Origin of the sequence: Glycomyces terrestris (genome assembly GCF_003933745.1) — a bacterium.
Taxonomy (GTDB): domain Bacteria; phylum Actinomycetota; class Actinomycetes; order Mycobacteriales; family Micromonosporaceae; genus Glycomyces; species Glycomyces terrestris.
On the sequence record NZ_RSEB01000006.1, the window covers coordinates 169534 to 192234 of the forward strand.

Consider the following 22701-nt stretch of genomic DNA (forward strand, 5'->3'; position numbering starts at 1 on the left):
CTTCGCGAGCGTCTACGATGGGGCCATGGACCCACTGAGCGACATGCTCCGCGGCATCCGCGCCGAACGCGCCTCCGTCACCCGCGCCGCCCTCGAACCGGCCTGGCGCATCGGATTCCCCGACCGGGCGCCGCTCACCCTCATCACCGTCGTCCACGGCGGCGGCCGCCTCGTCCTCGCCGACGGCGAGGAGCACCCGCTCGGGCCCGGCTCGACCGCGCTCGTGCGCGACACCGAGCCGTTCCACCTCGTCGACCGCGACGCCGCTCCCGGCGCGAGCGGCCCCGCCTACCAGGTCTCGTGCTTCGACCCCGACGCCGAGTGCGAACCCAAGCGCGACCCGCACGGCCCCACCGCGCTCGTCGTCGGCGCCTACCGCGACCTGCGGCCCCGCCACGAACGCCTCCTGCGGACCCTCCCGAAGGCCCTCGTCCTCGACGAGAACCCCGCGGACGTGCTGTGGCTCAAGGCCCTCGACGACGCGCTGGCCCGCAGCCGCCGCCCCGGCGGCGGGTCCCTCGTGGACCGCGTCCTCGACTGGGGCCTCGTCTGCACGCTCAGCTGCTGGTTCGACCTCCAGGGCGCCGAGGCGCCCGCCTGGTACCGCGGCGTGCTCGACCCGGTGACCGGCCCCGCGATCGAGGCCATGCACGGCGACCCGGCGGCCCGCTGGACCGTGGAGGCCCTCGCCGCCGAGGCCGGCGTCTCCCGCGCCCACTTCGCCAAGCGCTTCACCGCGGTCATGGGCCGCCCGCCGCTGGCCTACCTCGCCGAATGGCGCATGTCGCTCGCCGAGGACCTCCTCGCCGACCCCGAGCTCCCGGTGGCGGCCGTGGCCCGCACGGTCGGGTACGCCGACCCGTTCGCGTTCAGCACCGCGTTCAAGCGCACGCAGGGCATGAGCCCCAGGGCGTTCCGCGACGCCTACGCCTGACCGTCCTCCAGGAAGCGCTCGCGTTCGGCCCGCCAGTTCGCCAGGTACGGCTTCGCGGCGTCGGCCGCGTGCGCCAGGCGCACCGCCCGCGCCGACTCGGCCAGCGCCTCGCCCGCGCCCTCGTCGGCCCGCCACCCGTACGGGTAGGCCGAGGTGGTGCGGTAGTGGTCCATCCACATGAGCACCAGGTCGCCCTCGTGCTCCAGGGACGCCCACGGCCGCCGCGAGCCGCGCTCGTGCCGCTCGACCTCCCAGCCGCCCCCGGCCCGGGGGACCGCGGTGAAGTCGGGGTCGAACTCCCAGTTCCAGACCCCTTCGAGCTCGCGCGGTCCGAAGCGCTCGCGCGCCGCCAGGACCGCCGCGAGCGCGGCCGGCGTCCACGGCGCCGGGAAGAACGTCGCGAGGGCGACCGTCAGCTCCAGCGGCGACAGGTCCGGGCCCTGTCCCTGCCGGGCGAGCGTCTCGGAGAGGACCTTCGCCGCGAGCGAGGGCCCGCCGTCGTCGACGAGGGCCACGTGCAGTTGCAGGGCCCTGGTGAAGCGCACGTGCTCGTCTGGTGTCGCGAAGGGCGGCAGCGGGATCGTGTCGACCACGGGGCGGCCCCACGGGACCGAGGCGTCAGGATTGCTCACACCCCCGATTGTGCCCGGCCCCTCCGACACGAAACGTCAGTCGCGGGCGGCGAGGGTCGCGATGCAGGCCTCGTTGCCCTCCGGGTCGGCCACGACCCACCACTCAGGCGAGCGGTCCCGCACGAGCGTGCCGCCCGCGGCGAGCGCCGCCGCGAGCCGGGCCTCGACCTGCTCCTCGGGCAGGAACACGTCCACATGGAGGCGGTTGCGCTGCGGCCGCGGCGCGTCCATCTCCTGGAACCAGAAGGACGCGTTGCGCCCCTGCGGGTCGACCAGGTCCTCGCCGCCGCGCTCGTCGTAGCCGAGCACCGCCTTCCAGAACCGGATCACCGGCGGGTGCGACAGCGCGTCGACGCTGACCTGGACGGATTGGAGCCGCGAGGGGTTCGGCTCCAGTCCCCTCCCAGCCGCGAGGGCCGAGATCTCCCGCGCCAGTGCGACCTCAGCGGTCGTGAGGCCCCAGAAGTCCGGCTCCACCGCGACGAGCCGGACCGTCACCCCCTCGTGGCGCAGGTCGATGTCGGGCCGGTGCGGCCCGACGCCCGGCAGGGCCCCGACCGCGGCGGCGAACGCGGCGCCCTCCGCCAGCGACGCGGTCGCGAAGAACGCGCACGCGCCGTCGCCGAGCACCCGCCAATCGCCGGCGCCCTCGGCTGAGCGGAAGCCCTTGGGGCTGACCCTGTCGTCCATGCGGCCACCGTAACCCCGGGGTCCGACAACCCCGGCCGGCGACGCCGTGCGGCGGTATTGCCGGACAGTGCCGCCCTCGCCAACGGCGCGCTCCGCGCCCGGGCGCGCGTTAGGGTGGGGACCGTTGCCCAAGAGAAAGGGGTTTCACGTGAGCATCAGCGTGCTGTTCATCGGCGGAACCGGTCGGATCTCCACCTCCTGCGTGCGCGAGGCCCTCGCCCAGGGCCTCGACGTCACCGTCCTCAACCGCGGCCGCACCAGCGAGCGCGCCGTCCCCGAAGGCGCCGAGGTCCTCACCGCCGACGCGGGCGACCCCGCCGCCGTCCGCGCCGTCCTCGGCGACCGGACCTTCGACGCCGTCGTCAACTGGGTCGTGTTCACCCCCGAGCAGGTCCGCCGCGACATCGAGCTGTTCGCCGGCCGCACCGGCCAGTACCTGTTCATCTCGTCCGCCTCGGCCTACCAGACCCCGCCCACGCACCTGCCCGTCACCGAGTCCACGCCGCTGCGCAACCCGTTCTGGCAGTACTCGCGCGACAAGATCGAGTGCGAGGACATCCTCACCGCCGCCTACCGCGAGGACGCCTTCCCCGCCACCATCGTGCGGCCCTCCCACACCTACGACGAGACCCTGCTGCCCTTCGACGGCGGCTGGACCGTCGTCGAGCGCATGCGCGCCGGCAAGCCCGTCGTCGTCCACGGCGACGGCACCTCACTGTGGACCATCACCCACGCCCGCGACTTCGCCGTCGGCTTCACCGGCCTCCTCGGCAAGGAGGCCGCGATCGGCGAGGCGTTCCACATCACCGGCGACGAGGCCCCCACCTGGAACCAGATCTTCCTCCACGTCGCCGCCGCCGCGGGCGTCCCGGACCCGAAGCTCGTCCACGTCCCCTCAGACGCGATCGCCGCCGCCGACCCCGACTGGGGCCCGGGCCTCCTCGGCGACAAGGCCCACTCGATGGTCTTCGACAACAGCAAGATCAAGGCGCTCGTGCCCGAGTTCGGGCGCCGCACCACGCCCTACAAGCTGGGCGCGCGCGAGGTGGTCGCCTGGTACGACGCCCACCCCGAGCACCAGGTCGTCGACGCGCAGCGCGACAAGGTCATGGACTGGCTCGCCGACCGCTACGCCCCGCGCCCGATCGCGTAAATCGCGCACCCGCTCCCAGCCGACCGCCTCGACGCCGTCGCCGTCCTCCCACAGGACGGCGCGGCCCTCGCGGACCTCCGCGTCGTCCACGTACACGCCCCGGCCCTGGTACACCGGGTCCGACGTGTACCGCCAGCGCAGCAGCGCGGTGCCGTCCGGCAGCGCCGCCGACGCCCGGATCCACTGCCGCCCCGAGTACCCGGAGAACGCTCCCTCGGTGCGCCAGCAGTGGTCCTCGGTCCGCAGGTCGAGCGGCACCGGCGTCCACACCGTCCCGTCGGGGCTCGTCTCCAGCACCGCCAGGTCGGTCGCCTCGGTGTCGTACCAGAGCGCGAACCCGACGGTGGCCCGGTCGGTCGGGCGCGGCAGCGCGGCCGTGAGCGTCGCGGTCGACGCGTCGACCTGCCCCGCGTACCACGCGTCCCGGCCCCGCTCGGGCCGCACCGGCACCGCCCGGCCCAGCGGCCGCGAGGCCGCCCGCCGGTAGGCGCTGGCCGTGCCCCGGTTGCGCGTCGGGTGGACCCGGTTCGTCAGAAGCACCAGCAGCGTGCCCGCGAGCGGGTCGAGCACGATCGACGTGCCCGTGTACCCCGTGTGCCCCACCGTGACCGGTGAGCTCATCGCGTCCATGTACCAGCGCTGCCCGAGCTGCCAGCCGATCCCGCGGGCCGCCGACTCGCCCATGCCGGCGTTCATGTCCGTGAACACCAGGCGGGCCGTGGCCTCGCTGAGGACCTCCGCGTCGCCGTAGCGGCCCCCGTTGAGGATCATCTGCCCGAACACGGCCAGGTCCCACGCGGTCGCGAACACGCCCGCGTGCCCGGCGACGCCGCCGAACGCCCACGCGTTCTCGTCGTGGACCTCCCCGTGCACGGTGCCCCGGCCCGTCCACGGCTGGTACTCCGTGGCGGCCGTCCGCGACCGGTCCGCCGGGTTGTACCCGGTGTCCTTGAGCCCCAAGGGCTCGCACACGTACGCGGCCACCAGTTCGTCCAGGCGCTGGCCCGTGACGCGTTCGAGGACCTTGCCGAGGACGATGAGGTTGAGGTCGGAGTACTCGTAGCCGCTGCCGGGGACGCGGCGCAGCGGCTGCGCGTAGATGGCGGCCATCCGGGCCGCGTCGTCGGGCTTGTCGTACAGGTTGATGAACGAGATCATCCCGGAGGTGTGCGAGAGCAGCTGCTCCAGCGTGATCGGGGACTTGGCGGGGTCGACGGAGTCGAACTCGGGCAGGTACTCGGCGACCGGGAGCTTCAGGTCGACCACGTGGTCGTCGATGAGGCGGCCGGTGACGGTGGCGGTGAACAGCTTCGAGATGGAGGCGAGGTCGTAGACCGTGCCGGTCTCGGCGGGGAGCCGCTCGGACTCGGGCAGCTCGACGGCGGTCTCGGTCGCGTCGTCCCAGCCCGAGTAGCGGAGCCGGTGGCCGCCGGCCTCGTGCTTCACGACCACGCCGCGCCGCGCGGCCAGGACGGTGAACCCGGGGAACGAGGGCGCAGAGCCCTCCATATAGGACTTCAGGCGGGGGGTGATGAGGTCGACGTGGGCGGCGGTCAACCGCGCTTCCGAACAGGACCCGTACCGCAGTTCGCGCGGATGTTCGGGAAAGGTCACGTCGTACGGTCCGGCGCTCGGCGGGCCGGTCAGTTCGGGCATGGAGGGGCGCTCCTCGGCGTTGGCGGCGGAGGCGAGCGCGAACGCCGACCATAGCGCCCCCGCCGCGCCCCCGAGCATGGTTCGACGCTGCATCGTGTCTCCTGGTTATCGTGCCATCACTGAGCGGTGCCGCGATAGAGCAAGTACGACTCTCTTTGCTCGGAAAACGCATCCAATTCGTCGGACCACAGCGCCGTGACCTCGTCGACGTCCGCGCCGGCCTCGATCGCGAGCCGGACCGCCTGGTTCCCGGTGAGCTTGTCCAGCCAGAACGACGTCACGTCCTGTGACCGCCAGCCGTACTGCGGGAAGGCGCGCCGCTGCGCGACGATCATCGCCAGCGCCGTCCTGATCGGATCGAATTCATCCCTCCGGGTGACTTGCAGCTCGACGCCGCCGCAGACCTTTCCGGACCATTTCGAGAACGTCGGGGTGAAATACGCCTCCCGGAAGGCGGTGCCCGGCAGCCCCTCCAGCTCCTCGGACCACGCGTGGTCGATCCCGGGCGCGCCGAGGAGCTCGAACGGCTTCGTGGTGCCGCGGCCCTCCGAGAGCGCGGTGGCCTCGAACAGGCACGTCCCCGGGTACACCACGGCCGTCGCGACCGTGGGCATGTTCGGCGACGGCGGCACCCACGGCAGCCCCGTCTCCTCGAAGTGCATGCCGCGCCGCCAGCCTTCCATCCGCACCACCGCGAGGTCGACGGCGCCGCCGAGGAACTCGCCGTTGAACAGCCCGGCGAGCTCGCCCACGGTCATGCCGTGGCGCTGCGCGATCGGCTTGAGCCCCACGAAGGTCGCGTGCTCGGGGTGGAGCACCGGCCCGCTCGCGGCCAGGCCCGTGCCCGGGTTGGGCCGGTCGAGGACCACGAACCGCAGCCCGAGCTGCCCGGCGGCCTCCATCGCGAGGTACATGGTCCAGATGTAGGTGTAGAACCGGGCGCCCACGTCCTGGATGTCGAAGACGACGGTCTCGATCCCGGTCTCGGCGAACAGCTCCGCCATGCGGTCCATGTCGTTGTACGCGTTGTACACCGGCAGCCCGGTCTTCGGGTCGAGGAAGAACTCCTCGCCCTCGCCGGCCTGCGAGACGCCCCGGAAGCCGTGCTCGGGCCCGAAGACCGCCGCGAGGTCGACCTTCCCGCTGCCGTGCATGAGGTCCACTTCGTGGCTCAGGTCCGGGAGCACGCCGGTCGGGTTCGACACGACGCCGACCCGCTGCCCGGCGAGGTCGCGGAAGTCGTCGCGGGCCAGCACCTCCGCGCCGGTCCTGACGCGCCTGCCGCGGGCGGCGGCGGGTGCGGCGGCGGTGGCCGCGAGCGCGGCTCCGGCGGCGGCGCCGCCGATGACGGTCCTGCGCTTCACGTCGCCCTCCTAGTAGCTCAGGCCGTGGCCGAACGGGAACAGGACCGCGCCGGGGTCGTCGGCGCGCGGGATGTCGACCGGCAGGCGCCCCTGCGGGTTCACCGAGCCGAGGATCGCGCGGACGGCCGATTCGAGGCCGTCGAGCGAGTACGAGTAGGTCGCGAGGTAGGCGTTCACGTCGTCGGGGAAGGACGCGATGTCGTAGGGGTTCTGCACCCCGATCGCGACGAGCGGGACGCCGGTGGCGGCGAGCGCCCGCACGAGCGCGGCCTGGCCCGGGTTCGCCTTGGCGTTGTTGGTCGCCACCGCGATCAGGGCCTTCCCGTCGGCGGCGGCCACGGCCGCGTCGATCTGCGCCTGCGTCGGCGCGGTGCCGGTGACCAGGCCCGTGGGGCTCCAGCCGCGGTTCGCGAACTCGGCGACGAGCCGCGCGTTCGTCGTCACGCCCCAGCCGGTGACCAGGACGGCCCCGCCGTCGGTCGCGACCGGCAGCGTCCCGTCGTTGACGACTAGGGTCGTGGTGCGGTCCGAGAGCGCCTGCGCCGCTTCGAGGCTGGCCGGGGCGCCGACCACGTCGTTGACCAGTTCCGGGTCGGCGTACGGGTTCCCGAACAAGCCGAGCCGGTACTTCAGGCCGAGGATGCGGGTGACGGACTCGTCGATGCGCCGCTCGGTGAGCTCGCCGGTCCCGACCGCGTCGAGGACGGCGTTGAACGCGACGTCGATGTGCTCGGGCATGAGCAGGACGTCCGCGCCGGCCAGGAGCGCGAGGACGGGGATGCGGTCGTCGCCGTAGCCGTCGCGCACGCCCTCCATGCGCAGCGAGTCGGTGATGACGACGCCGTCGTAGCCGAGCTCCTCGCGCAGCAGCCCGGTGAGGATCTCCTCCGAGAGCGTCGCGGGCCGCAGCGAGTCGTCCAGGGCCGGGAACTGGATGTGCGCGGTCATGACGAGGTCCACGCCGGAGGCGATCGCGGCGCGGAACGGCGGGGCGTCGATCGCCTGCCACTCCTCGTAGGTGTGGTCGATGCGCGGCAGCTCGGCGTGGCTGTCGTCCTCGGTGTCGCCGTGCCCGGGGAAGTGCTTGACCGTGGCGGCGAGGTCGCCCCGGGCCTGGTAGCCCTCGACCTGCGCGGCCACGAACGCGGCGACGTGCTCGGCGTCGGACCCGAAGGAGCGCACCCCGATCACGGGGTTGGCGGGGTTGACGTTGACGTCGGCGTCGGGCGCGAAGTTCTGGTTCAGTCCCATGGCGCGCAGCTCGGTCCCGGCGATCACGGCCGCGGCCCGGGCGGCCTCGGGGTCGTGGGTCGCGCCGAGCGCCATCGCGCCGGGCAGCTGCGTGGCGGGCGGGCCGATGCGGGTGACGAGGCCGTGCTCCTGGTCGGTGGCGATGAACAGCGGCGTGCCGCAGTCGGCGAGGGCCGCGTCCTGGAGCCCGTTGGAGAGGGCCGTGATCTGGTCGGGGTTCGCGACGTTGTTCGACCAGGCGAAGTAGATGATCCCGCCGAGGTGGTAGGTCTCGATGAGCTCGGCGGCGTTGTCGACGCCGTGCGCGGCCCGGTTGGCGGCGACGTCGGCGGCGGCCGTGGTGTCGGCGGTCTGCCCGTACGCGTAGGTGGTGAACAGCTGTCCGACCTTCTCCTCCAGGCTCATGGCCTTGAGGCGGCGCTTGACGAACCGGCGCTCGCCCCGGTCGCCGTGCGCGTGCGCGGTTCCTGCGGCGGCCGCCGCCGCGGCGGCGCCGAGGGCGGCGGCGAGCACGGTCCGGCGGGGATGCGTCTCCATGGCGCGACTCCAGTCTCTGCGGGGATTCGGGGGCGGTCCCTTCGCGACGGGTTGACCCGATCCGCCCATCCTGGCAGAAAGCTTCAAGTGAAGGCAAGACTACGGAGAGAATTTTCAGAAACTGGCGGGCGGCCGCTAGCGCAGCGCCGGCTCCGCGAACGCCAGCGTCCCCGCGTCCGCGTCCAGGGTCGCCTTGAGCCCCAACGGGACCGTGAGCGTGTTCGGGCAGTGGCCGAAGCAGAAGTCCCAGACGACCGGCACGCCGAGGTCCCCGAGCAGGTCCTCGAACAGCGCGCGCACCTCCGCCTCGGGCCCGCATTCGACCCAGGAGCCGAGGACGACCCCGGCGATCCCGTCGAACCAGCCGGCGCGCCGCAGCTGCGTCAGGGCCCGGTCGAGCCGGTACGGCGCCTCGCCGACGTCCTCCAGCAGCAGCAGGCCGCCCGCGAGGCTCTCGCGGTGCTCGGCGGTGCCGATCCCGGCGGCCAGGAGCGTCAGCGTCCCGCCGACGGTCACCCCGGTCGCCCTCCCGCCCGTGATCGGCTTCGCGAAGCGCGGCGCGAGGACCTGCACCCGCTCGGGCTCGAACAGCGTCAGCCGCAGGTGCTCGCGCATCGCCTCGTCGGCGGCGAACGCGGACCAGGCCGGCATGGGGCCGTGGATCGTCGCCGTCCCCAGCTTGAGCGCGACCGCCTCGTGCAGGGCCGTCACGTCGCTGAAGCCCACGAGCGCCTTCGGCTCGGCCCCGCGCAGCCGGACCCAGTCGACGCGGTCGAGCATCCGCTGCGCCCCGTAGCCGCCGCGCGCGGCGATCACGGCCGCGAACGACGGGTCGGCCCAGGCCGCCTCGAAGTCCGCGGCCCGCTCGGCGTCGCCGCCGGCCAGGTACGCGCCCTGGGCCGCCGCGTGCGGCAGGAGCACCGGCTCCAGGCCCCACGAGCGCAGGACGCCAAGTCCCGCTTCGAGGTTCGCGGTGGGGGAAGGGCCCGCGGGGGAGACCACCGCGACCCGGTCGCCGGGGACGAGCCGCCGCGGCCGGCGCAGCGCCCTCACGGCTCCAGCCCCAGGTCGACGTCGGGGCCCGCGAAGCCGAAGACCGCCGCGTACAGGGCGTGCTCGGCGAGCACGGCGTCCACGATCGTCTCGGCCCGCCGGAACCCGTGCTGCTCGCCCTCGTAGGCCCGGTAGGCGTGCGGCACGCCCCTGCCCTTGACGCGCTCGAGCAGCAGCTCCGCCTGCGCGGGCGGGCAGATCTCGTCCTCCAGGCCCTGGAGCAGGACGAACGGCACCTCGATCCGGTCGGCGTGGTGCACCGGCGAGCGCTCCAGCGACCGCTCCTCGAGCCTCCCCGGCGGCCCCACGAGCGAGTACACGTACTGCGACTCGAAGTCGTGCGTGTCGTCGCCGCTCCACAGCGCCAGGTCCAGGATCGGGTACTTCACCACCGCGCACGCGTACACCCCCTGCGCTGCAGGCGAGGTGAGCGAGGCCGCGGCTGTCCAGCCGCCGGCGCTGCCGCCGCGGATCGCGATCCGGCCCGCGTCCGCCGCGCCCTCGGCCGCCAGCGCCCTGGCGACGGCCGCGCAGTCCTCGACGTCGACCTCGCCCCACGCCTCGCGCAGCCGCTCCCGGTAGGCCCGCCCGTACCCGGTCGAGCCGCCGTAGTTCACCTCCACCACGCCGATGCCGCGGGAGGTGAAGTAGGCCAGTTCGAGGTCGAGCACGGCCCGCACGTGGCTGGTCGGGCCCCCGTGGACCCACACCGCGTACGGCGGCCGCTCGCCTTCGGGCCCTGCGAAACCGGGGTTACGGGGCGGGTAGACGTGGGCGTGGACCTCGCGCCCGCCCGGCCCGGTGAACGTGCGGTGCTCGGGGACCGGCAGGTACGCCGGGTCGACGGCGGGCACGTGCTCGGCCGCGACCGCCTTGGCCGCCAGCGAGAGCGAGTCCACCTCGACCACCTCGTAGCCGGTGTGCGCGCTCGCGGCCAGGCCGTAGACCCGGTCGCCGACGGCGGTGATCCCGGGGGCCCAGTCGGTCCAGGGGCCCTCGACGAGGTTCATCCGCCGCTCCCACGCGTCGAAGACGCCCAGGCGCCCTTCGCCCCTGCCGTGGACGGCGGCGATGTCGCCGGAGGCGAGGATCTGGAACCACTGCGACCCGAGCGTCCACAGGGGACCCGCGAACTCGGCCTCGGCCTCCAGGACCGGGCCGCGCTCGCCGGTGTGCGGGTCGCTCCAGTGCAGGTTCCACCAGCCGCCGCGGTCCCCGGCGAACACGAGGGTGTCGTCGCGGGTCCACTCGACCTGCGCGATCGACTCGCCGCCGCCTCCGGCGACGGTCCTCGCCCCGGTCAGGGCCCCGTCCGCGGTGATGTCGGCGACGCGCAGTTGGGTCTCGTCCCAGGGCATGTGCGGGTGGTTCCACGCGATCCACGCGATCGCGGCGCCGCTCGGGCTCACCCGCGGGCAGGCGAGGAACCGGTAGGCGTCGTCGGTCAGCTCCCGGTAGGCCGCCGCGTCGCCGTGCCGCGTCAGGTCGACCGCCGCGAGCACGCGCCGCACGTCGGTCGGGTTCGGCCCGGTGTGCTCCTCCAGGACCGCCCACGCCTCGGACCGCTCCAGGTCCACGACCGGCTCGGACCAGCGCAGCGCGCCGGGGAACGCCGGCGCGGGGCTGACCGGGAGCGGTTCGCGGTGCCGGTCCGGCGCGAACACGTACAGCCGCTGGTCCGCGTAGTTGGTGAACACGACGACCGGGCCGCCGTCCTCGCCGACCGCGCCCGCCCACGGCCGGCCGCCGTACTCGTGCACCCGGTTGCGCACGTTCCACGGCTCGGGCAGCACGGTCTCGGTGGTCCCGTCCTCCTTGCGCCGCACCAGGGCCCGCCGCCCGCCCTCGTTCGGGCGCGGCTCGGTCCACCACAGCTCGCCGCCGACCGCGCCGAGGAACCCGGGCCGCCCGTCCGAGGCGGCGACCAGGTCGGCGCCGATGGGGGAGTCCCAGGCGCCGTAAGGGGATCGCTTCACGGTCTGCTCCTAAGCGCTCAGCAGGAAGTCGTCCAGGACCCGCAGGCCGAACCGCAGCCCCTCGACCGGGACGCGCTCGTCGACGCCGTGCGCGAGCTTCCCGTACCCGAAGCCGGGCGGCAGCGCGAGCGGCGAGAACCCGTAGCCGGTGATCCCCAGGGGCGTGAACGGCTTCGCGTCGGTGCCGCCGGACATGCAGTACGGCACCGGGTGCCCCTCGGGGTCGAACTTCTCGATCGCCGCGCGCATCGCCCGGAACGTCGGCGAGTCGACCGGCGCGATGAGCGACGCGTCCCGATGCGCGTAGCGCCACTGGACGTCGGGCCCGCACAGCTCGTCCAGGGTCGCCTCGAACTCGGCCTCCCCGCCGGGCACCACCCGGCCGTCCACCTCGGCCCGGGCGTGCTCGGGGATGACGTTGATCTTGTACCCCGCCTCCAGGACCGTCGGGTTCGCGCTGTTGCGCAGCGTCGACTCCACCAGCTGCGCCGCCTCGCCCAGGCCCGACAGGTCCTCGTAGTCGGGGGCGACGCCGTGCAGCTCCGCCAGCTCGCGCACCGCGGCCTCCACCACGGGCGTCACCCGCAGCGGCCACTCGTGCGCGCCGATGCGCGCCACGGCCGCCGCGAGCCTGCTCACCGCGTTCTCGGGGTTCCGCTTGGAGCCGTGCCCGGCCCGGCCCCGCGCCGTCAGCTCCAGCCAGGCCGTGCCGCGCTCGCCCGCCGCGATCGGGTAGATCCGCATCCCCTCGCTGTGGAAGGTGAACCCGCCCATCTCCGAGATCCCCTCGGTGCAGCCCTCGAACAGCTCCGCGTGCTCGTCCGCGAGGAACCGCGACCCGTAGTCGGCCTCGGCCTCCTCGTCCGCCAGGAACGCGAACACGATCGACCGCCGCGGCCGCACGCCCTCGCGCGCCCAGGACCGCACGGCCGCGAGCATCATCGCGTCCATGCTCTTCATGTCGATCGCGCCGCGGCCCCAGAGCATCCCGTCGGCGTCGATCTCGCCCGAGAACGGGTCCACGCTCCAGTCGGCGGCCTCGGCGGGGACCACGTCGAGGTGCCCGTGCACCAGCAGCGCCGGAGCGTCCGGATCGGCCCCCGCCAACCGGGCCACCACATTGGACCGACCCGGGGCCTTCTCGAGGACCACCGGTTCCAGCCCGGCCTCCGCCAGCTTCACGGCCGCGTACTCCGCCGCCGCCCGCTCGTCCCCGTCGCCGCCGCCCCGGTTCGTCGTGTCGATGCGGATCAGGTCGCGAGTGAACTCGACGACCTCCTCGAACGACCGCTCGTCAGCCATACTGCTCCTCCATCGCCGCGCTCGCCAGCGTCGTGACCGCCTTGAAGCAGCGGATCGCCTCGTACATCGTGGCCGCCTCGTACCCGACGCGCCGCTCCCCGCACACCGCCACGCCCGGGACCACCGTCACCGCCCGCGCCAGGTGGTCCGCGTCGAACTCGACCTCGACCCGGTGCGGGAGGACGACCGGCTCGTGCCGCACCGCCAGCGCCACCGCCTCCGCGGCCCCGGCCGTGATCGCCTCGGCCGTCGCCTCGGGCGGGTCGCACCGCGCCGCGTACCGCGACACGCACTCCTTCACCTGCACGCCGACCGCTTGCGGCGCATAGCCCCTCGCGTCCTCGACGGTCTTGTCGTCGCCGATCACCATGATGACCGGGACCCCGAACTCGGCCGCCACCGCCGCGTTCAGGCGGCCCTCGCTCGCGCGCACCCCGTCGAGCCACACGCCCGTCACCGAGTTCGCCAGGTACGTGTGCGCCAGCACCCCCTCCTCGCCGGCGCCCGCGTGGTAGCCCAGGAACACCACGCCGTCCACGTCCCCGTGCTGCACGCCCTCCATCATGGACAGGTCCTTGTGCCGGCCGGTGATCATCGACGCCCGCGGGTCCAGCCGCTCCAGCAGCAGGTTCCGCATCGACCAGTGCGCCTCGTTCACCACCACCGCGTCCGCGCCCTGCATGAACAGGCCCTGCACCGCCGCGTTCACGTCGCCGGTGAACACCGGCCGCATCCGCTCCCAGCCCGGCCCGCCCGGCAGCACGTCCTCGGGGCACGTCACACCCGTCGCGCCCTCCATGTCGGCGCTGATGAGGATCTTCACGCCGCCATCCTCGCATGCACGAGATGGCACGCCGCCGCGTGCGCCCCGGACCCCAGCACCGGGTCCTCGCCCTCGCACCGCCCCAGCACCGCCAGGGCGGCCCCCGACGCCACCTCCTGGCACCGCGGCCGGAACCGGCACCCGCCCGGAATCCGCGACGCGTCCGGCAGCTCCCCGGCCAGCACCACCGGCTCCGCCGCGCCGTCCAGGAACGCGGCCGAGTTGGGCAGCACCGACACCAGCGCGCGCGTGTACGGGTGCCGCGGCTCGGTGAGCACCTGCTCCACCGGCCCCTGCTCCACGATCCGCCCCAGGTACATGATCGCGATCCGGTCCGCGATGCTCCACGCCAGCCCCAGGTCGTGCGTGATCACCAGCGCCCCGAGCCCCGCGTCCTCCTTGAGCCGCAGCAGGAGCGAGAGGATCTCCCCGCGCACCGACGCGTCCAGCGACGCCACCGGCTCGTCGGCGACCAGGATGCTCGGCTCCAGCACCAGCGCCCCCGCGATCACCACGCGCTGGCGCTGCCCGCCCGAGAGCTCGTGCGGGTACGCGAGGAAGAACCGCTCCGGCGGCCGCAGCCCCGCCCGCGCGAGCGCGTCCGCGACCCGCGCCGGCTCGTCGTCGCCGATCCCGTGGATCCGCAGCCCCTCGGCCACCGCCTCGTACACGGTGTGCCGCGGGTTCAGCGCCCCCGACGGGTCCTGGAGCACCAGCTGCACCTGCCGCCGGTACGCCTTGAGCGCCTTCGACGACCGCCCCAGCGGCCGCCCGCCGAACGCGACCTCGCCGCCGGTGGCCCGCTCCAGGCCCAGCAGCGTGCGCGCCAGCGTCGTCTTCCCGCACCCGGACTCCCCGGCCAGGGCCACGATCTCCCCGGGCCGGACCTCCAGGTCCACGCCGTCCACGGCCCGCGCGGTCCGCCCCCCGGGCAGTCCGAACTCGACCCGCAGGCCCCGCGCCGACAGCACCAGCTCATCCGATGACAACGGGCTCCCCTTCCTGGGCCACGAAGCACGCGCTCGACCGCGCGCCCCCGATGTGCAACAGCTCCGGCGCCGCCTCGCCGCACCGCTCGACCGCCACCGCGCACCGCGGCCGGAACGAGCAGCCCTCCGGCAGCCGCGCCGGGTCCGGCGGGTCGCCCGCCAGGCCGCCCGGGTTCCGGCGCGAGGCCGGGTCCCCGATCACCGGGAACGCCGCCCCGAGCGCCGCCGAGTACGGGTGCCGCGCCTGCGCGAACACCTCCCGCGCCGGCCCCTGCTCGACCACCCGTCCCGCGTACATGACCGCGGCCGTGTCGCACACCGAGGAGAGCACCGACAGGTCGTGGCTGATCATCACCAGGCCCACGCCCCGCTCCGACACCAGCCCCGAGATCAGTTGCAGCACTTGGGCCTGCACCATGACGTCGAGCGCCGTCGTCGCCTCGTCGGCGATGATCAGGTCCGGGTCGCACGCCAGCGCCATCGCGATCATGACCCGCTGGCGCTGCCCGCCCGACAGCTCGTGCGGGTAGCTCCGCGCCCGCGACGCCGGCAGCCCGACCCGCTCGAGCAGGCCCTCGGCCCGCTTCGCGGCCGCCGCCGCGCTCAAGCCCTTGTCGTGCACCAGCATCGGCTCGGCCACCTGCCGCCCGATCCGCTGCACCGCGTTGAGCGAGTGCATCGCCCCCTGGAACACGATCGAGGCGCCCGTCCACCGCACCGCCCGCAGCCGGCCCCACCCCATCGCGAGCAGGTCCTCGCCGTCGAGCAGGATCTCGCCGGTGACCTCCGCGGTCTTCGGCAGCAGCCGCAGCACCGCCATCGCGAGCGTCGACTTCCCGCAGCCCGACTCGCCCGCGATGCCGAGCGTCGTCCCGGCCTCCACCGTCAGGTCGACGCCGCGCACGGCCGGGATGCGCCCGCGCGAGCCGGTGTACGTGACGTGCACGTCCCGGAACTCCAGGAGCGTCATGCGGACTCACCTCGCAGCCGGGGGTTGAACACGGCCTCCAGGGCCCGCCCGCACATCATGAACGCGAGCACGACCAGCAGGATCGCCAGGCCCGGCGGCAGCAGGTACCACCAGGCGTGCGCCGAGACCGCGCCGTTGTCGCTGGCGCGGTTGAGGATCGAGCCCCACGAGACCACGTTCGGGTCGCCCAGGCCCAGCCACGCGAGCGAGGACTCCATGAGGATCGCCGAGGGCACGAGCAGGGTCGCGCTGGCGAGCACCAGCGGGAGGACGTTGGGGAGAATGTGCTTGGTCATCTGGTGCCAGTGGCCCGCGCCGAGCGCGCGGGCGCGCTCGAGGTAGGGCCGGGACTGGACGGTGAGCGTCTGGGCCCGCACCAGGCGGGTCGTGCCCGACCAGGAGACGAGCGCGATGACGATGATGGTGGTGGCCATGCTCCGGCCGAGCACGGCCAGGAGTGCGATGGCCACGACCAGGCTGGGCAGCACCATGAACCAGTCGGAGACGCGCAGCGCGACCCAGCCGTACCAGCCGCCGACGTGGCCGCTGGTGACGCCGACGGCGGTGCCGATGACGACGGCGACGACGGTCGCGGTGAGTCCGATGAGGAGGGAGATCCGCGAGCCCCACAGCGTCAGCGCGAGCACGGAGCGGCCGACCTCGTCGGTGCCGAGCGGGAACGCCGCGCTCGGCGGCTCCATGCGCCCGCCGGTGGCCTGCGTGACCGAGAGCGCGGACTCGTCGACGAGGACGGGCGCGGCGATCGCCAGGACCACGATGGCGCCCAGGAGGACCAGGCCGATCATGCCGGTGCGCTGGGCCCGGTAGGCGGCCCAGGAGCGGGCGAGCGACTGCCGCCGCCGCGCCCGTGCCAGCCGGCGCCGCGCGGCGGAGGCCGCGGGCGCCGGGGTCGGTGTGGATGCCGTCATGACTTCCGAATCCGTGGGTCGATGAACCAGTAGAGGATCTCGGCGGCGAGGACCGCGAGGATCGTGGAGGCCGAGAACAGCACGAACAGCGCCTGGAGGACCGGCCGGTCGGGGTAGAAGACCGCCTGCACGAACAGGCTGCCCAGGCCCGGCCAGGAGAACACCGCCTCGGTCACGATGGAGCCGTTGACGATCCCGCCGATGGCGAGGAACACCAGCGTCACGGTGGGCAGGAGCGCGTTCGGCACCGCGTGCCGGTCGCGCACCTGGTCGTCCCGCAGGCCCTTGGCCCGTGCCGTCGTCAGGTAGTCCGAGCCGATCTCGTCCAGGATGGACGAGCGCATGATCATGAGGTACCCGGCGTACACCACGGCCGTGTAGGTGAGCACCGGCAGCACCAGGTGGTGGGCGATGTCGAGCGCCTGCGGCCAGAACTGCGGCGGCGTGCTCGGCGAGCGCATCCCGTTGACCGGGAAGATCCCCAGGTACCGCGCGAAGACGAGGATGACGATCATGCCGAGCCAGAACGTGGGCGCCGAGTACAGGAGCAGGCCGGCCGCGACGTGCCCGCGGTCGTAGCGGCTGCCCTGCCGCCAGCCGGTGCGGGTGCCGATCCAGAAGCCGAGCAGGACGGCGAGCACCATGCCGGTGCCGGAGAGCAGGATCGTGGCCGGCAGCCGCTCGACGATGAGGTCGAAGATCGGGCGCCGGTACTGGAACGAGTCCCCGAGGTCCATGGTGAGCGTTCCGATGATGTAGTCCCAGAACTGCTCCCACATGGGCCGGTCGAGGCCGAGCTCGGCCCGGAGCGCGGCGCGCTCCTCGGGCGAGACGGGCCGCTCCTTGGTGAGCTGGTCGATCGGGTCCCCGGCGATGAGCCGGAAGATGAAGAACGACGAGAACAGCACCAGCAGGAGCGACACGGCGGCGCCGGCGACGTGCTTGCAGAGGTACCGCCCGAACCCGTTCGCGACGCGCCCGGGGCGGCGCCCCGCGGACGGGGCGGCGCCGGAGGGCGCCGCCGCGTCCGCGGGGGTCGGACCGTCGGCCGTCATTCGCGCTCGTCCGCGGTCTTCCTGCGCCGCAGCGCGAACACGACGGCGCCGGCCACGACCACGACCGCGGCGCCCGCGACGGCGATCCACACCCAGGCCGGCGTCCCGGCCTCCTCGGCTGCGCCGACCGGCTGCGCGGTGACGTACGACCACGCGTAGCCCTGCTGGCCGGTGATCATGCCGCCGTCGCTGGGCTGGAGCGTCATGCCGGTGATCTTGTCGCTGTTGTACGCCTCGAGCACGTTCTGGTAGTACAGGTAGATCACGGGCGTGTCCTCGTAGAGCATCCGCTGCTGCTCCTTGATGAGCGCGGCGCGCGCGTCCGGGTCGGACTCGACCTTCTGCTGCTCGTGGAGCGCGTCGAACTCGGGGTTGCAGTAGTTGTTCTCGCTGGAGCGCTCGGTGCCGTCGGTCAGGGTCGGCAGGACCGCGCAGGTGTGCATGCCGAGCTGCTCGGTCGGGTTGGGGCCGACGCCCCAGCCGGAGAAGGCGATGTCGAACTCGCCCAGGTAGGCCATGTCGTTCAGGGTGCCCTGCTCGATGGCCTCGGGCTTGATCTCCAGGCCGAGTTCGGTCCACCACTCGGTCACGAACTGCACCACGGTCGCGTAGTCGGTGTTGTCGGCGTGCTGGAAGAACCGGAAGCTCAGCCGCTCGCCGGTGCCCGGCATGGTCCGGATCCCGTCCTCGCCGCGCACGTACCCGGCCTCGTCGAGGAGGGCGTTCGCCGCGTCGATGTCGAACTCCAGCAGGGAGTCCCCGCCGTCCCAGTGGTACTGCTCGAAGATCTCGGGGATGATCGAGGTCGCGGGCTGGCCGTTGCCGTCGAGGACCCGGTCGACCAGGGCCGCCTTGTCGATCGCCATGTGCATGGCCTGGCGGACGATCGGGTCCTTGAGCGCGGGGTGCCCGTCGCCGAACGCGGTGCCGTCCTGCGTCACCGAGTTGTAGTTGAGGGTGAGCGAGACGTACCGGCGGCCCTGCGCGTTGTTGACGGTGATGCCGTCCTGGCCGTCGAGGGCCTCGATCTGGGCCGGGTTGAGGCCGTTCACGATGTCGACCTCGCCGGCTTCGAGCGCGGCCACGGCCGCGTCGGTCTCGGTGTAGTAGTCGAAGACGATCTCGTCGAACCCGGGCGCGCCGTCCCAGTAGTGCTCGTTGGCCTCGAGCCGGATGAACTCGTCGGTCTCGAACTCGGTGACCTGGAACGGTCCGGAGCCGACCAGCGGCAGCTGGTTCGCGTCGTCGGCCGACGGGTCCGGATACTGCGACCAGATGTGCTCGGGCACGATGAACACCTCGCGGGTGAGCACGTCCCACGGCGACGGCTGCGCGAGCGTGAGCACGAACGTGGTGTCGTCCGGCGCCTCGGCGCTCACCAGGTTCCCGGCGAAGTCGATGTTCCAGTCGCGAATGGCCTGGTTCTCGATGAGGAGGTCGTAGGTGTAGGCGACGTCCTGCGCGGTGAGGGGCTCGCCGTCGGACCATTCGGCGCCTTCGCGGATCTGGAACGTCCAGGTGAGACCGTCCTCGGACTCCTCCCATTCGGTCGCCAGGCCCGGCACCGGCTCGTAGTCGGTGCCCATGCGCACGAGCGTCTCGTACGTCATCATGCTCGTGTTGTAGGTGATGACGAACCGCCGCTTGAACGGGTTGAAGGTGTCGACCTCCTGGTTCGTGGCGATGAGCAGGGAGTCCGTCTGCTCCTCTTGGGCCGCGCCGGGCGCGGCGACGGCCAGCGCTCCGGCCGACATCAGGAGCGCGGCCGCGGCGGAGAGGAGCCGCCGCGTCAGGGCATGGGGATTCATGGGGTGCAGGTCCTCGCATTCGGTTCCGGGCGCCAGTGCCCGCGGCGCGCACCGCGGCCGCGGCCTGGAATGTACCGGACAGCATGACGGAACTCTTCTCGAGTTGTCAACGATGTGAAGAAAGTTTTCATTGCTGCAATATGGGGCGCCCGCGAACCCCGAAAACCATGAGAACCCCCTGCGTTCTCCAGTAGATTCAGCTGGCTACCGAGAGTGATGAGGAGACTGCGGTGTGGAGCTGGCTTGAGGACGCGTTCACCGCGCACCCCGAGATCGCGATCTTCCTCGCCCTCGGCCTCGGCTTCCTCGTCGGCAAGCTCAAGATCAAGGGCATCGCCCTCGGCCCCGTCACCGGCACCCTCCTCGCCGGCGTCCTCGTCGGCATCGTCTTCACCGGCGTCGACATCCCCGACCTCGTCAAGACCGTCGCCTTCGTCGCCTTCCTCTTCGCCCTCGGCTACAACGTCGGCCCCCAGTTCTTCGCCGGCCTCAAAGGCGACGGCCTCAAGCAGGTCCTCCTCGCCGTCGTCAACTGCGTCGTCGGCCTCCTCATCGTCATCGCCCTCGCCAAGGCCCTCGGCTACGGCCCCGGCTGGGGCGCCGGCCTCCTCGCCGGCGGCCTCACCCAGTCCGCCGTCATCGGCGTCGCCGACTCCGCCATCGCCGCCCTCCCCGGCCTCAGCGCCGACGAGGTCGAGGAACTCGAGTCCCAGGTCGCCGTCGGCTACGCCGTCTGCTACCTCTTCGGCACCGCCGCCGCCGCGTTCTTCCTCTCCTCCCTCGCCCCGCGCATGCTCGGCTCCAAGAGCCTCGCCGCCGACGCCCACGAGATGGAGCAGCGCCTCGGCGTCGCCCGAGAACCCGGCATCAGCCCCGCCTACTACTCCATCGTCCGCCGCTCCTACCGCGTCACCGGCGGCTCCGCCGTCGGCCGCACCGTCGGCGACCTCGAACGGCGCGCCCTCGACCTCGGCCACCGCATCATGTTCCACGACCTGCGCCGCGGCACCGCCGTCCAGCCGACCAGGCCCGCCACCGTCCTCCAGGCCGGCGACGTCGTCACCCTCGCCGCCCGCCGCCCCGACCTCGTCGCCCTCAGCGTCGACCAGTGGGGCGAGGAGGTCGACGACGAGGAGCTCCTCGACTACCGCGTCGAGACCCTCCCCATCGTCGTCACCGGCAAGAAGCTCGCCGGACAGCGGATCGGACCCGCCTTCGCCGAGCACGCCCCCCGCCTGTTCGTCACCAAGCTCGTCCGCGGCGGCCACGAGATCCCCTGGAGCGACGACACCGTCATCCACGCCGGAGACGAGATCACCGTCCAGGGCGGCAAGGAGGAGGTCGAAGCCGCCGTCGGCGACCTCGGCTACCCCAACCGCGCCTCCGACGCCACCGACATGAGCTACGTCGGCCTCGGCATCGTCCTCGGCGCCCTCATCGGCGTCCCCACCATCGCCGTCGCCGGCGCCGACATCGGCCTCACCACCTCCGGCGGCGCCCTCATCATGGGCCTGGTCTTCGGCTGGCTCCGCGCCAAGTCGCCCACCTTCGGGCGGTTCCCGCCCGCCGCCAACTGGATGCTCTCCACCGGCGGCCTGTGCATGTTCGTCGGCATCGTCGGCATCACGGCCGGCCCCGACTTCATCGACGGCGTCAAGTCCGAGGGCCTCGTCCTCGTCTTCGCCGGCCTCGTCGTCACCCTCCTCCCCATGCTCGTGACCATGTACCTCGCCAAGTGGCTCTTCAAGATCCCCGTCCCGGTCAACCTCGGCATCACCGCCGGCGCCAACACCACCACCGCCTCCATCGGCGCCATCACCGACACCGCCAGGAGCCAGGTCCCCGTCCTCGGCTACACGATCCCCTACGCCATCGGCAACGTCCTGCTCACGATCTGGGGCGCGGTCATCGTGGCCGTCCTCGCCTGACCACGAAAGGGAACCGACCATGACCACGGTGGACCGCGACGAACAGCGCCGGCTCGAAGGGCTCAGCCCCTTCGAGCTCAAGAACCGCCTCATCGAACTCGCCGGCGAGAACGAGAAGGCCAACGCCCTCGCCATGGTCAACGCCGGCCGCGGCAACCCCAACTGGACCGCGACCGCGCCCCGCGAGGCGTTCTTCCTCCTCGGCCAGTTCGCCGTCACCGAGACCCGCCGCGACTGGGACGAGTTCGAGTCCTTCGGCGGCATGCCCCAGAGCGAGGGCATCGCCCAGCGCCTCGACGACTACCTCAAGGCCAACGCCGCCGCGCCCGGGGCCTCCGCGCTGGCCTCCTATGTCGCCCACGGCGTCGACGTCCTCGGCTTCGACGCCGACGACTGGGTCGGCGAGCTCGCGGACGCGATCATCGGCGATCACTACCCGGTCCCCGACCGGATGCTCGTCCACGCCGAGCAGGTCGTGCACGCCTACCTCGCCGCCGAGATGGGCGGCGCCCCGAAGGGCGGCTGGGACCTGTACGCCGTGGAGGGCGGCACCGCCGCGATGTGCTACCTCTTCGACTCCGCGCAGGTCAACGGCCTGCTCCACCGCGGCGACCGGGTCGCCCTCATGGTGCCGATCTTCACGCCCTACCTGGAGATCCCGCTGCTGGACCGGTACGCCTTCGACATCGTCCCGATCGCGGCCACGACCACCGGCGAGACGGGCGTGCACACCTGGCAGTACCCGGACGAGGAGATCGACAAGCTCAAGGACCCGTCCATCAAGGCGCTGTTCCTGGTCAACCCCTCGAACCCGCCGTCGGTGAAGCTCGCCGAGCCGACCCTGGAGCGCATCCGGGACATCGTGGCGAACCACAACCCGGGCCTGACGATCATCACCGACGACGTCTACGGCACCTTCACCGACGGGTTCACCTCGCTCATGTCGAGCCAGGCGGCCAACACGATCGGCGTGTACTCCTTCTCGAAGTACTTCGGCTGCACCGGCTGGCGCCTCGGCGTCATCGCCGTCGCGAAGGACAACGTGTTCGACCAGCGGATCGCCGCCCTGGAGGAGACCCGCACCGCGGCGCTGCGCGAGCGGTACGCCTCGATCACGCTGGAGCCCGAGAAGCTCAAGTTCATCGACCGGATCGTGGCCGACTCGCGCGACGTGGCGCTCAACCACACCGCGGGCCTGTCGACGCCGCAGCAGGTCCAGATGGCCCTGTTCGCGCTCCACTGCCTCACCGACGCCGAGGGCGCCTACAAGCGCGACTGCCGGGCCGTCATCGCGCGCCGCCTGAAGCAGCTCGTGGAGGGCCTGGACGTGCCCTACCCCGAGGACCCGGAGGCCGCGCACTACTACGTCGAGCTCGACCTGCTCTCGTGGGCCGAGCGCAACTGGGGCGCGGCGTTCGCCGACTGGATGCAGGCGAACTACGAGCCGGTGGACCCGGTCTTCCGCCTGGCCCAGGAGGAGTCGGTGGTCCTGCTCAACGGCGGCGGCTTCGACGGCCCCGAGTGGTCGGTCCGCGTCTCGCTCGCGAACCTCCGCATGGACGCCTACCAGCGGATCGGCGCGGCCCTGCGCCGCATCGGCGAGGAGTACCACGAGGCGTTCCAGGCCTCCAGGCGCTAGAGGAGCCGATCG

The 22701-nt window shown here is 72.9% G+C and carries 17 protein-coding genes and 1 pseudogene; 4 read left to right on the plus strand and 14 right to left on the minus strand.

What is annotated here, in order from left to right; translation table 11 throughout:
• Positions 1-25 precede the first annotated feature (25 nt).
• Entirely contained in the window at positions 26-934 is a 909-nt protein-coding gene (locus tag EIW28_RS20910) for an AraC family transcriptional regulator (RefSeq protein ID WP_125249654.1), read from the plus strand.
• On the opposite strand, the gene EIW28_RS20915 is transcribed toward EIW28_RS20910, so the two are convergent.
• Both EIW28_RS20915 and EIW28_RS20920 read right to left on the minus strand, forming a co-directional pair.
• The gene (locus tag EIW28_RS20915; protein ID WP_125249655.1) at positions 925-1566 is read right to left on the minus strand and encodes a hypothetical protein; all 642 of its coding nucleotides are present in this window, start codon (positions 1564-1566) and stop codon (positions 925-927) included. The genes EIW28_RS20910 and EIW28_RS20915 overlap by 10 nt on opposite strands.
• 36 nt (positions 1567-1602) lie before the next feature.
• Positions 1603-2256: a VOC family protein gene (locus EIW28_RS20920; protein ID WP_158630490.1), complete on the minus strand. Its 654-nt coding sequence runs from the start codon at positions 2254-2256 to the stop codon at positions 1603-1605.
• 154 nt (positions 2257-2410) lie between these two features.
• On the opposite strand from EIW28_RS20920, the gene EIW28_RS25530 reads away from it, so the two are divergent.
• Positions 2411-3409 (plus strand): SDR family oxidoreductase, encoded by a 999-nt coding sequence (locus tag EIW28_RS25530; protein ID WP_125249738.1) that lies wholly within the window; start codon positions 2411-2413, stop codon positions 3407-3409.
• 486 nt (positions 3410-3895) lie between these two features.
• Here EIW28_RS25530 and EIW28_RS25535 read toward each other — a convergent pair.
• The 12 genes and pseudogenes from EIW28_RS25535 to EIW28_RS20985 all read right to left on the minus strand — a co-directional run.
• Positions 3896-5158, minus strand: a pseudogene (locus tag EIW28_RS25535) (serine hydrolase domain-containing protein); the annotation flags it as partial.
• Positions 5159-5181: 23 nt separating this feature from the next.
• Positions 5182-6429 carry an exo-beta-N-acetylmuramidase NamZ family protein gene (locus EIW28_RS20935; RefSeq protein WP_125249657.1) on the minus strand — a complete coding sequence of 416 codons (1248 nt, stop codon included), beginning with the start codon at positions 6427-6429 and terminating at the stop codon, positions 5182-5184.
• Between the two features lie 9 nt (positions 6430-6438).
• Positions 6439-8217: a glycoside hydrolase family 3 protein gene (locus tag EIW28_RS20940; RefSeq protein WP_125249658.1), complete on the minus strand. Its 1779-nt coding sequence runs from the start codon at positions 8215-8217 to the stop codon at positions 6439-6441.
• Positions 8218-8352: 135 nt separating this feature from the next.
• On the minus strand, positions 8353-9270 hold the full coding sequence (locus EIW28_RS20945; protein ID WP_125249659.1) for a S66 peptidase family protein: 918 nt from the start codon (positions 9268-9270) through the stop codon (positions 8353-8355).
• A complete protein-coding gene (locus EIW28_RS20950) occupies positions 9267-11246 on the minus strand; it encodes a prolyl oligopeptidase family serine peptidase (RefSeq protein ID WP_125249660.1) in 1980 nt (659 codons plus the stop codon). Before EIW28_RS20950 ends, EIW28_RS20945 begins: the two co-directional genes overlap by 4 nt.
• A 9-nt stretch (positions 11247-11255) precedes the next feature.
• A complete protein-coding gene (locus EIW28_RS20955; RefSeq protein WP_125249661.1) occupies positions 11256-12548 on the minus strand; it encodes a M20/M25/M40 family metallo-hydrolase in 1293 nt (430 codons plus the stop codon).
• Positions 12541-13371 carry a M55 family metallopeptidase gene (locus tag EIW28_RS20960; RefSeq protein WP_125249662.1) on the minus strand — a complete coding sequence of 277 codons (831 nt, stop codon included), beginning with the start codon at positions 13369-13371 and terminating at the stop codon, positions 12541-12543. The genes EIW28_RS20955 and EIW28_RS20960 overlap by 8 nt, the downstream gene beginning before the upstream one ends.
• Complete coding sequence (locus EIW28_RS20965) at positions 13368-14360, minus strand: ABC transporter ATP-binding protein (RefSeq protein ID WP_125249663.1); 993 nt, start codon at positions 14358-14360, stop codon at positions 13368-13370. Before EIW28_RS20965 ends, EIW28_RS20960 begins: the two co-directional genes overlap by 4 nt.
• Positions 14347-15330, minus strand: a complete 984-nt coding sequence (locus EIW28_RS20970) for an ABC transporter ATP-binding protein (protein WP_125249664.1) — start codon at positions 15328-15330, stop codon at positions 14347-14349. Before EIW28_RS20970 ends, EIW28_RS20965 begins: the two co-directional genes overlap by 14 nt.
• The gene (locus EIW28_RS20975) at positions 15327-16259 is read right to left on the minus strand and encodes an ABC transporter permease (RefSeq protein WP_125249665.1); all 933 of its coding nucleotides are present in this window, start codon (positions 16257-16259) and stop codon (positions 15327-15329) included. Before EIW28_RS20975 ends, EIW28_RS20970 begins: the two co-directional genes overlap by 4 nt.
• Positions 16256-17314: an ABC transporter permease gene (locus tag EIW28_RS20980; protein WP_125249666.1), complete on the minus strand. Its 1059-nt coding sequence runs from the start codon at positions 17312-17314 to the stop codon at positions 16256-16258. The genes EIW28_RS20975 and EIW28_RS20980 overlap by 4 nt, the downstream gene beginning before the upstream one ends.
• Positions 17311-19122, minus strand: a complete 1812-nt coding sequence (locus EIW28_RS20985) for an ABC transporter substrate-binding protein (RefSeq protein WP_125249667.1) — start codon at positions 19120-19122, stop codon at positions 17311-17313. The genes EIW28_RS20980 and EIW28_RS20985 overlap by 4 nt, the downstream gene beginning before the upstream one ends.
• 230 nt (positions 19123-19352) lie before the next feature.
• On the opposite strand from EIW28_RS20985, the gene aspT reads away from it, so the two are divergent.
• Positions 19353-21050 (plus strand): aspartate-alanine antiporter, encoded by a 1698-nt coding sequence (aspT, locus tag EIW28_RS20990; RefSeq protein ID WP_125249668.1) that lies wholly within the window; start codon positions 19353-19355, stop codon positions 21048-21050.
• Between the two features lie 19 nt (positions 21051-21069).
• A complete protein-coding gene (aspD, locus tag EIW28_RS20995) occupies positions 21070-22689 on the plus strand; it encodes an aspartate 4-decarboxylase (protein ID WP_125249669.1) in 1620 nt (539 codons plus the stop codon).
• Positions 22690-22701: the final 12 nt, after the last annotated feature.

Coding starts and splice junctions, on each gene's coding strand:
- aspD (WP_125249669.1), top strand. CDS start 21,070: ATGACCACGGTGGACCGCGACGAACAGCGCCGGCTCGAAGGGCTCAGC.
- EIW28_RS20940 (WP_125249658.1), bottom strand. CDS start 8,217: ATGGAGACGCATCCCCGCCGGACCGTGCTCGCCGCCGCCCTCGGCGCC.
- EIW28_RS20920 (WP_158630490.1), bottom strand. CDS start 2,256: ATGGACGACAGGGTCAGCCCCAAGGGCTTCCGCTCAGCCGAGGGCGCC.
- EIW28_RS20985 (WP_125249667.1), bottom strand. CDS start 19,122: ATGAATCCCCATGCCCTGACGCGGCGGCTCCTCTCCGCCGCGGCCGCG.
- EIW28_RS20980 (WP_125249666.1), bottom strand. CDS start 17,314: ATGACGGCCGACGGTCCGACCCCCGCGGACGCGGCGGCGCCCTCCGGC.
- EIW28_RS20975 (WP_125249665.1), bottom strand. CDS start 16,259: ATGACGGCATCCACACCGACCCCGGCGCCCGCGGCCTCCGCCGCGCGG.
- EIW28_RS20970 (WP_125249664.1), bottom strand. CDS start 15,330: ATGACGCTCCTGGAGTTCCGGGACGTGCACGTCACGTACACCGGCTCG.
- EIW28_RS20955 (WP_125249661.1), bottom strand. CDS start 12,548: ATGGCTGACGAGCGGTCGTTCGAGGAGGTCGTCGAGTTCACTCGCGAC.
- EIW28_RS20910 (WP_125249654.1), top strand. CDS start 26: ATGGACCCACTGAGCGACATGCTCCGCGGCATCCGCGCCGAACGCGCC.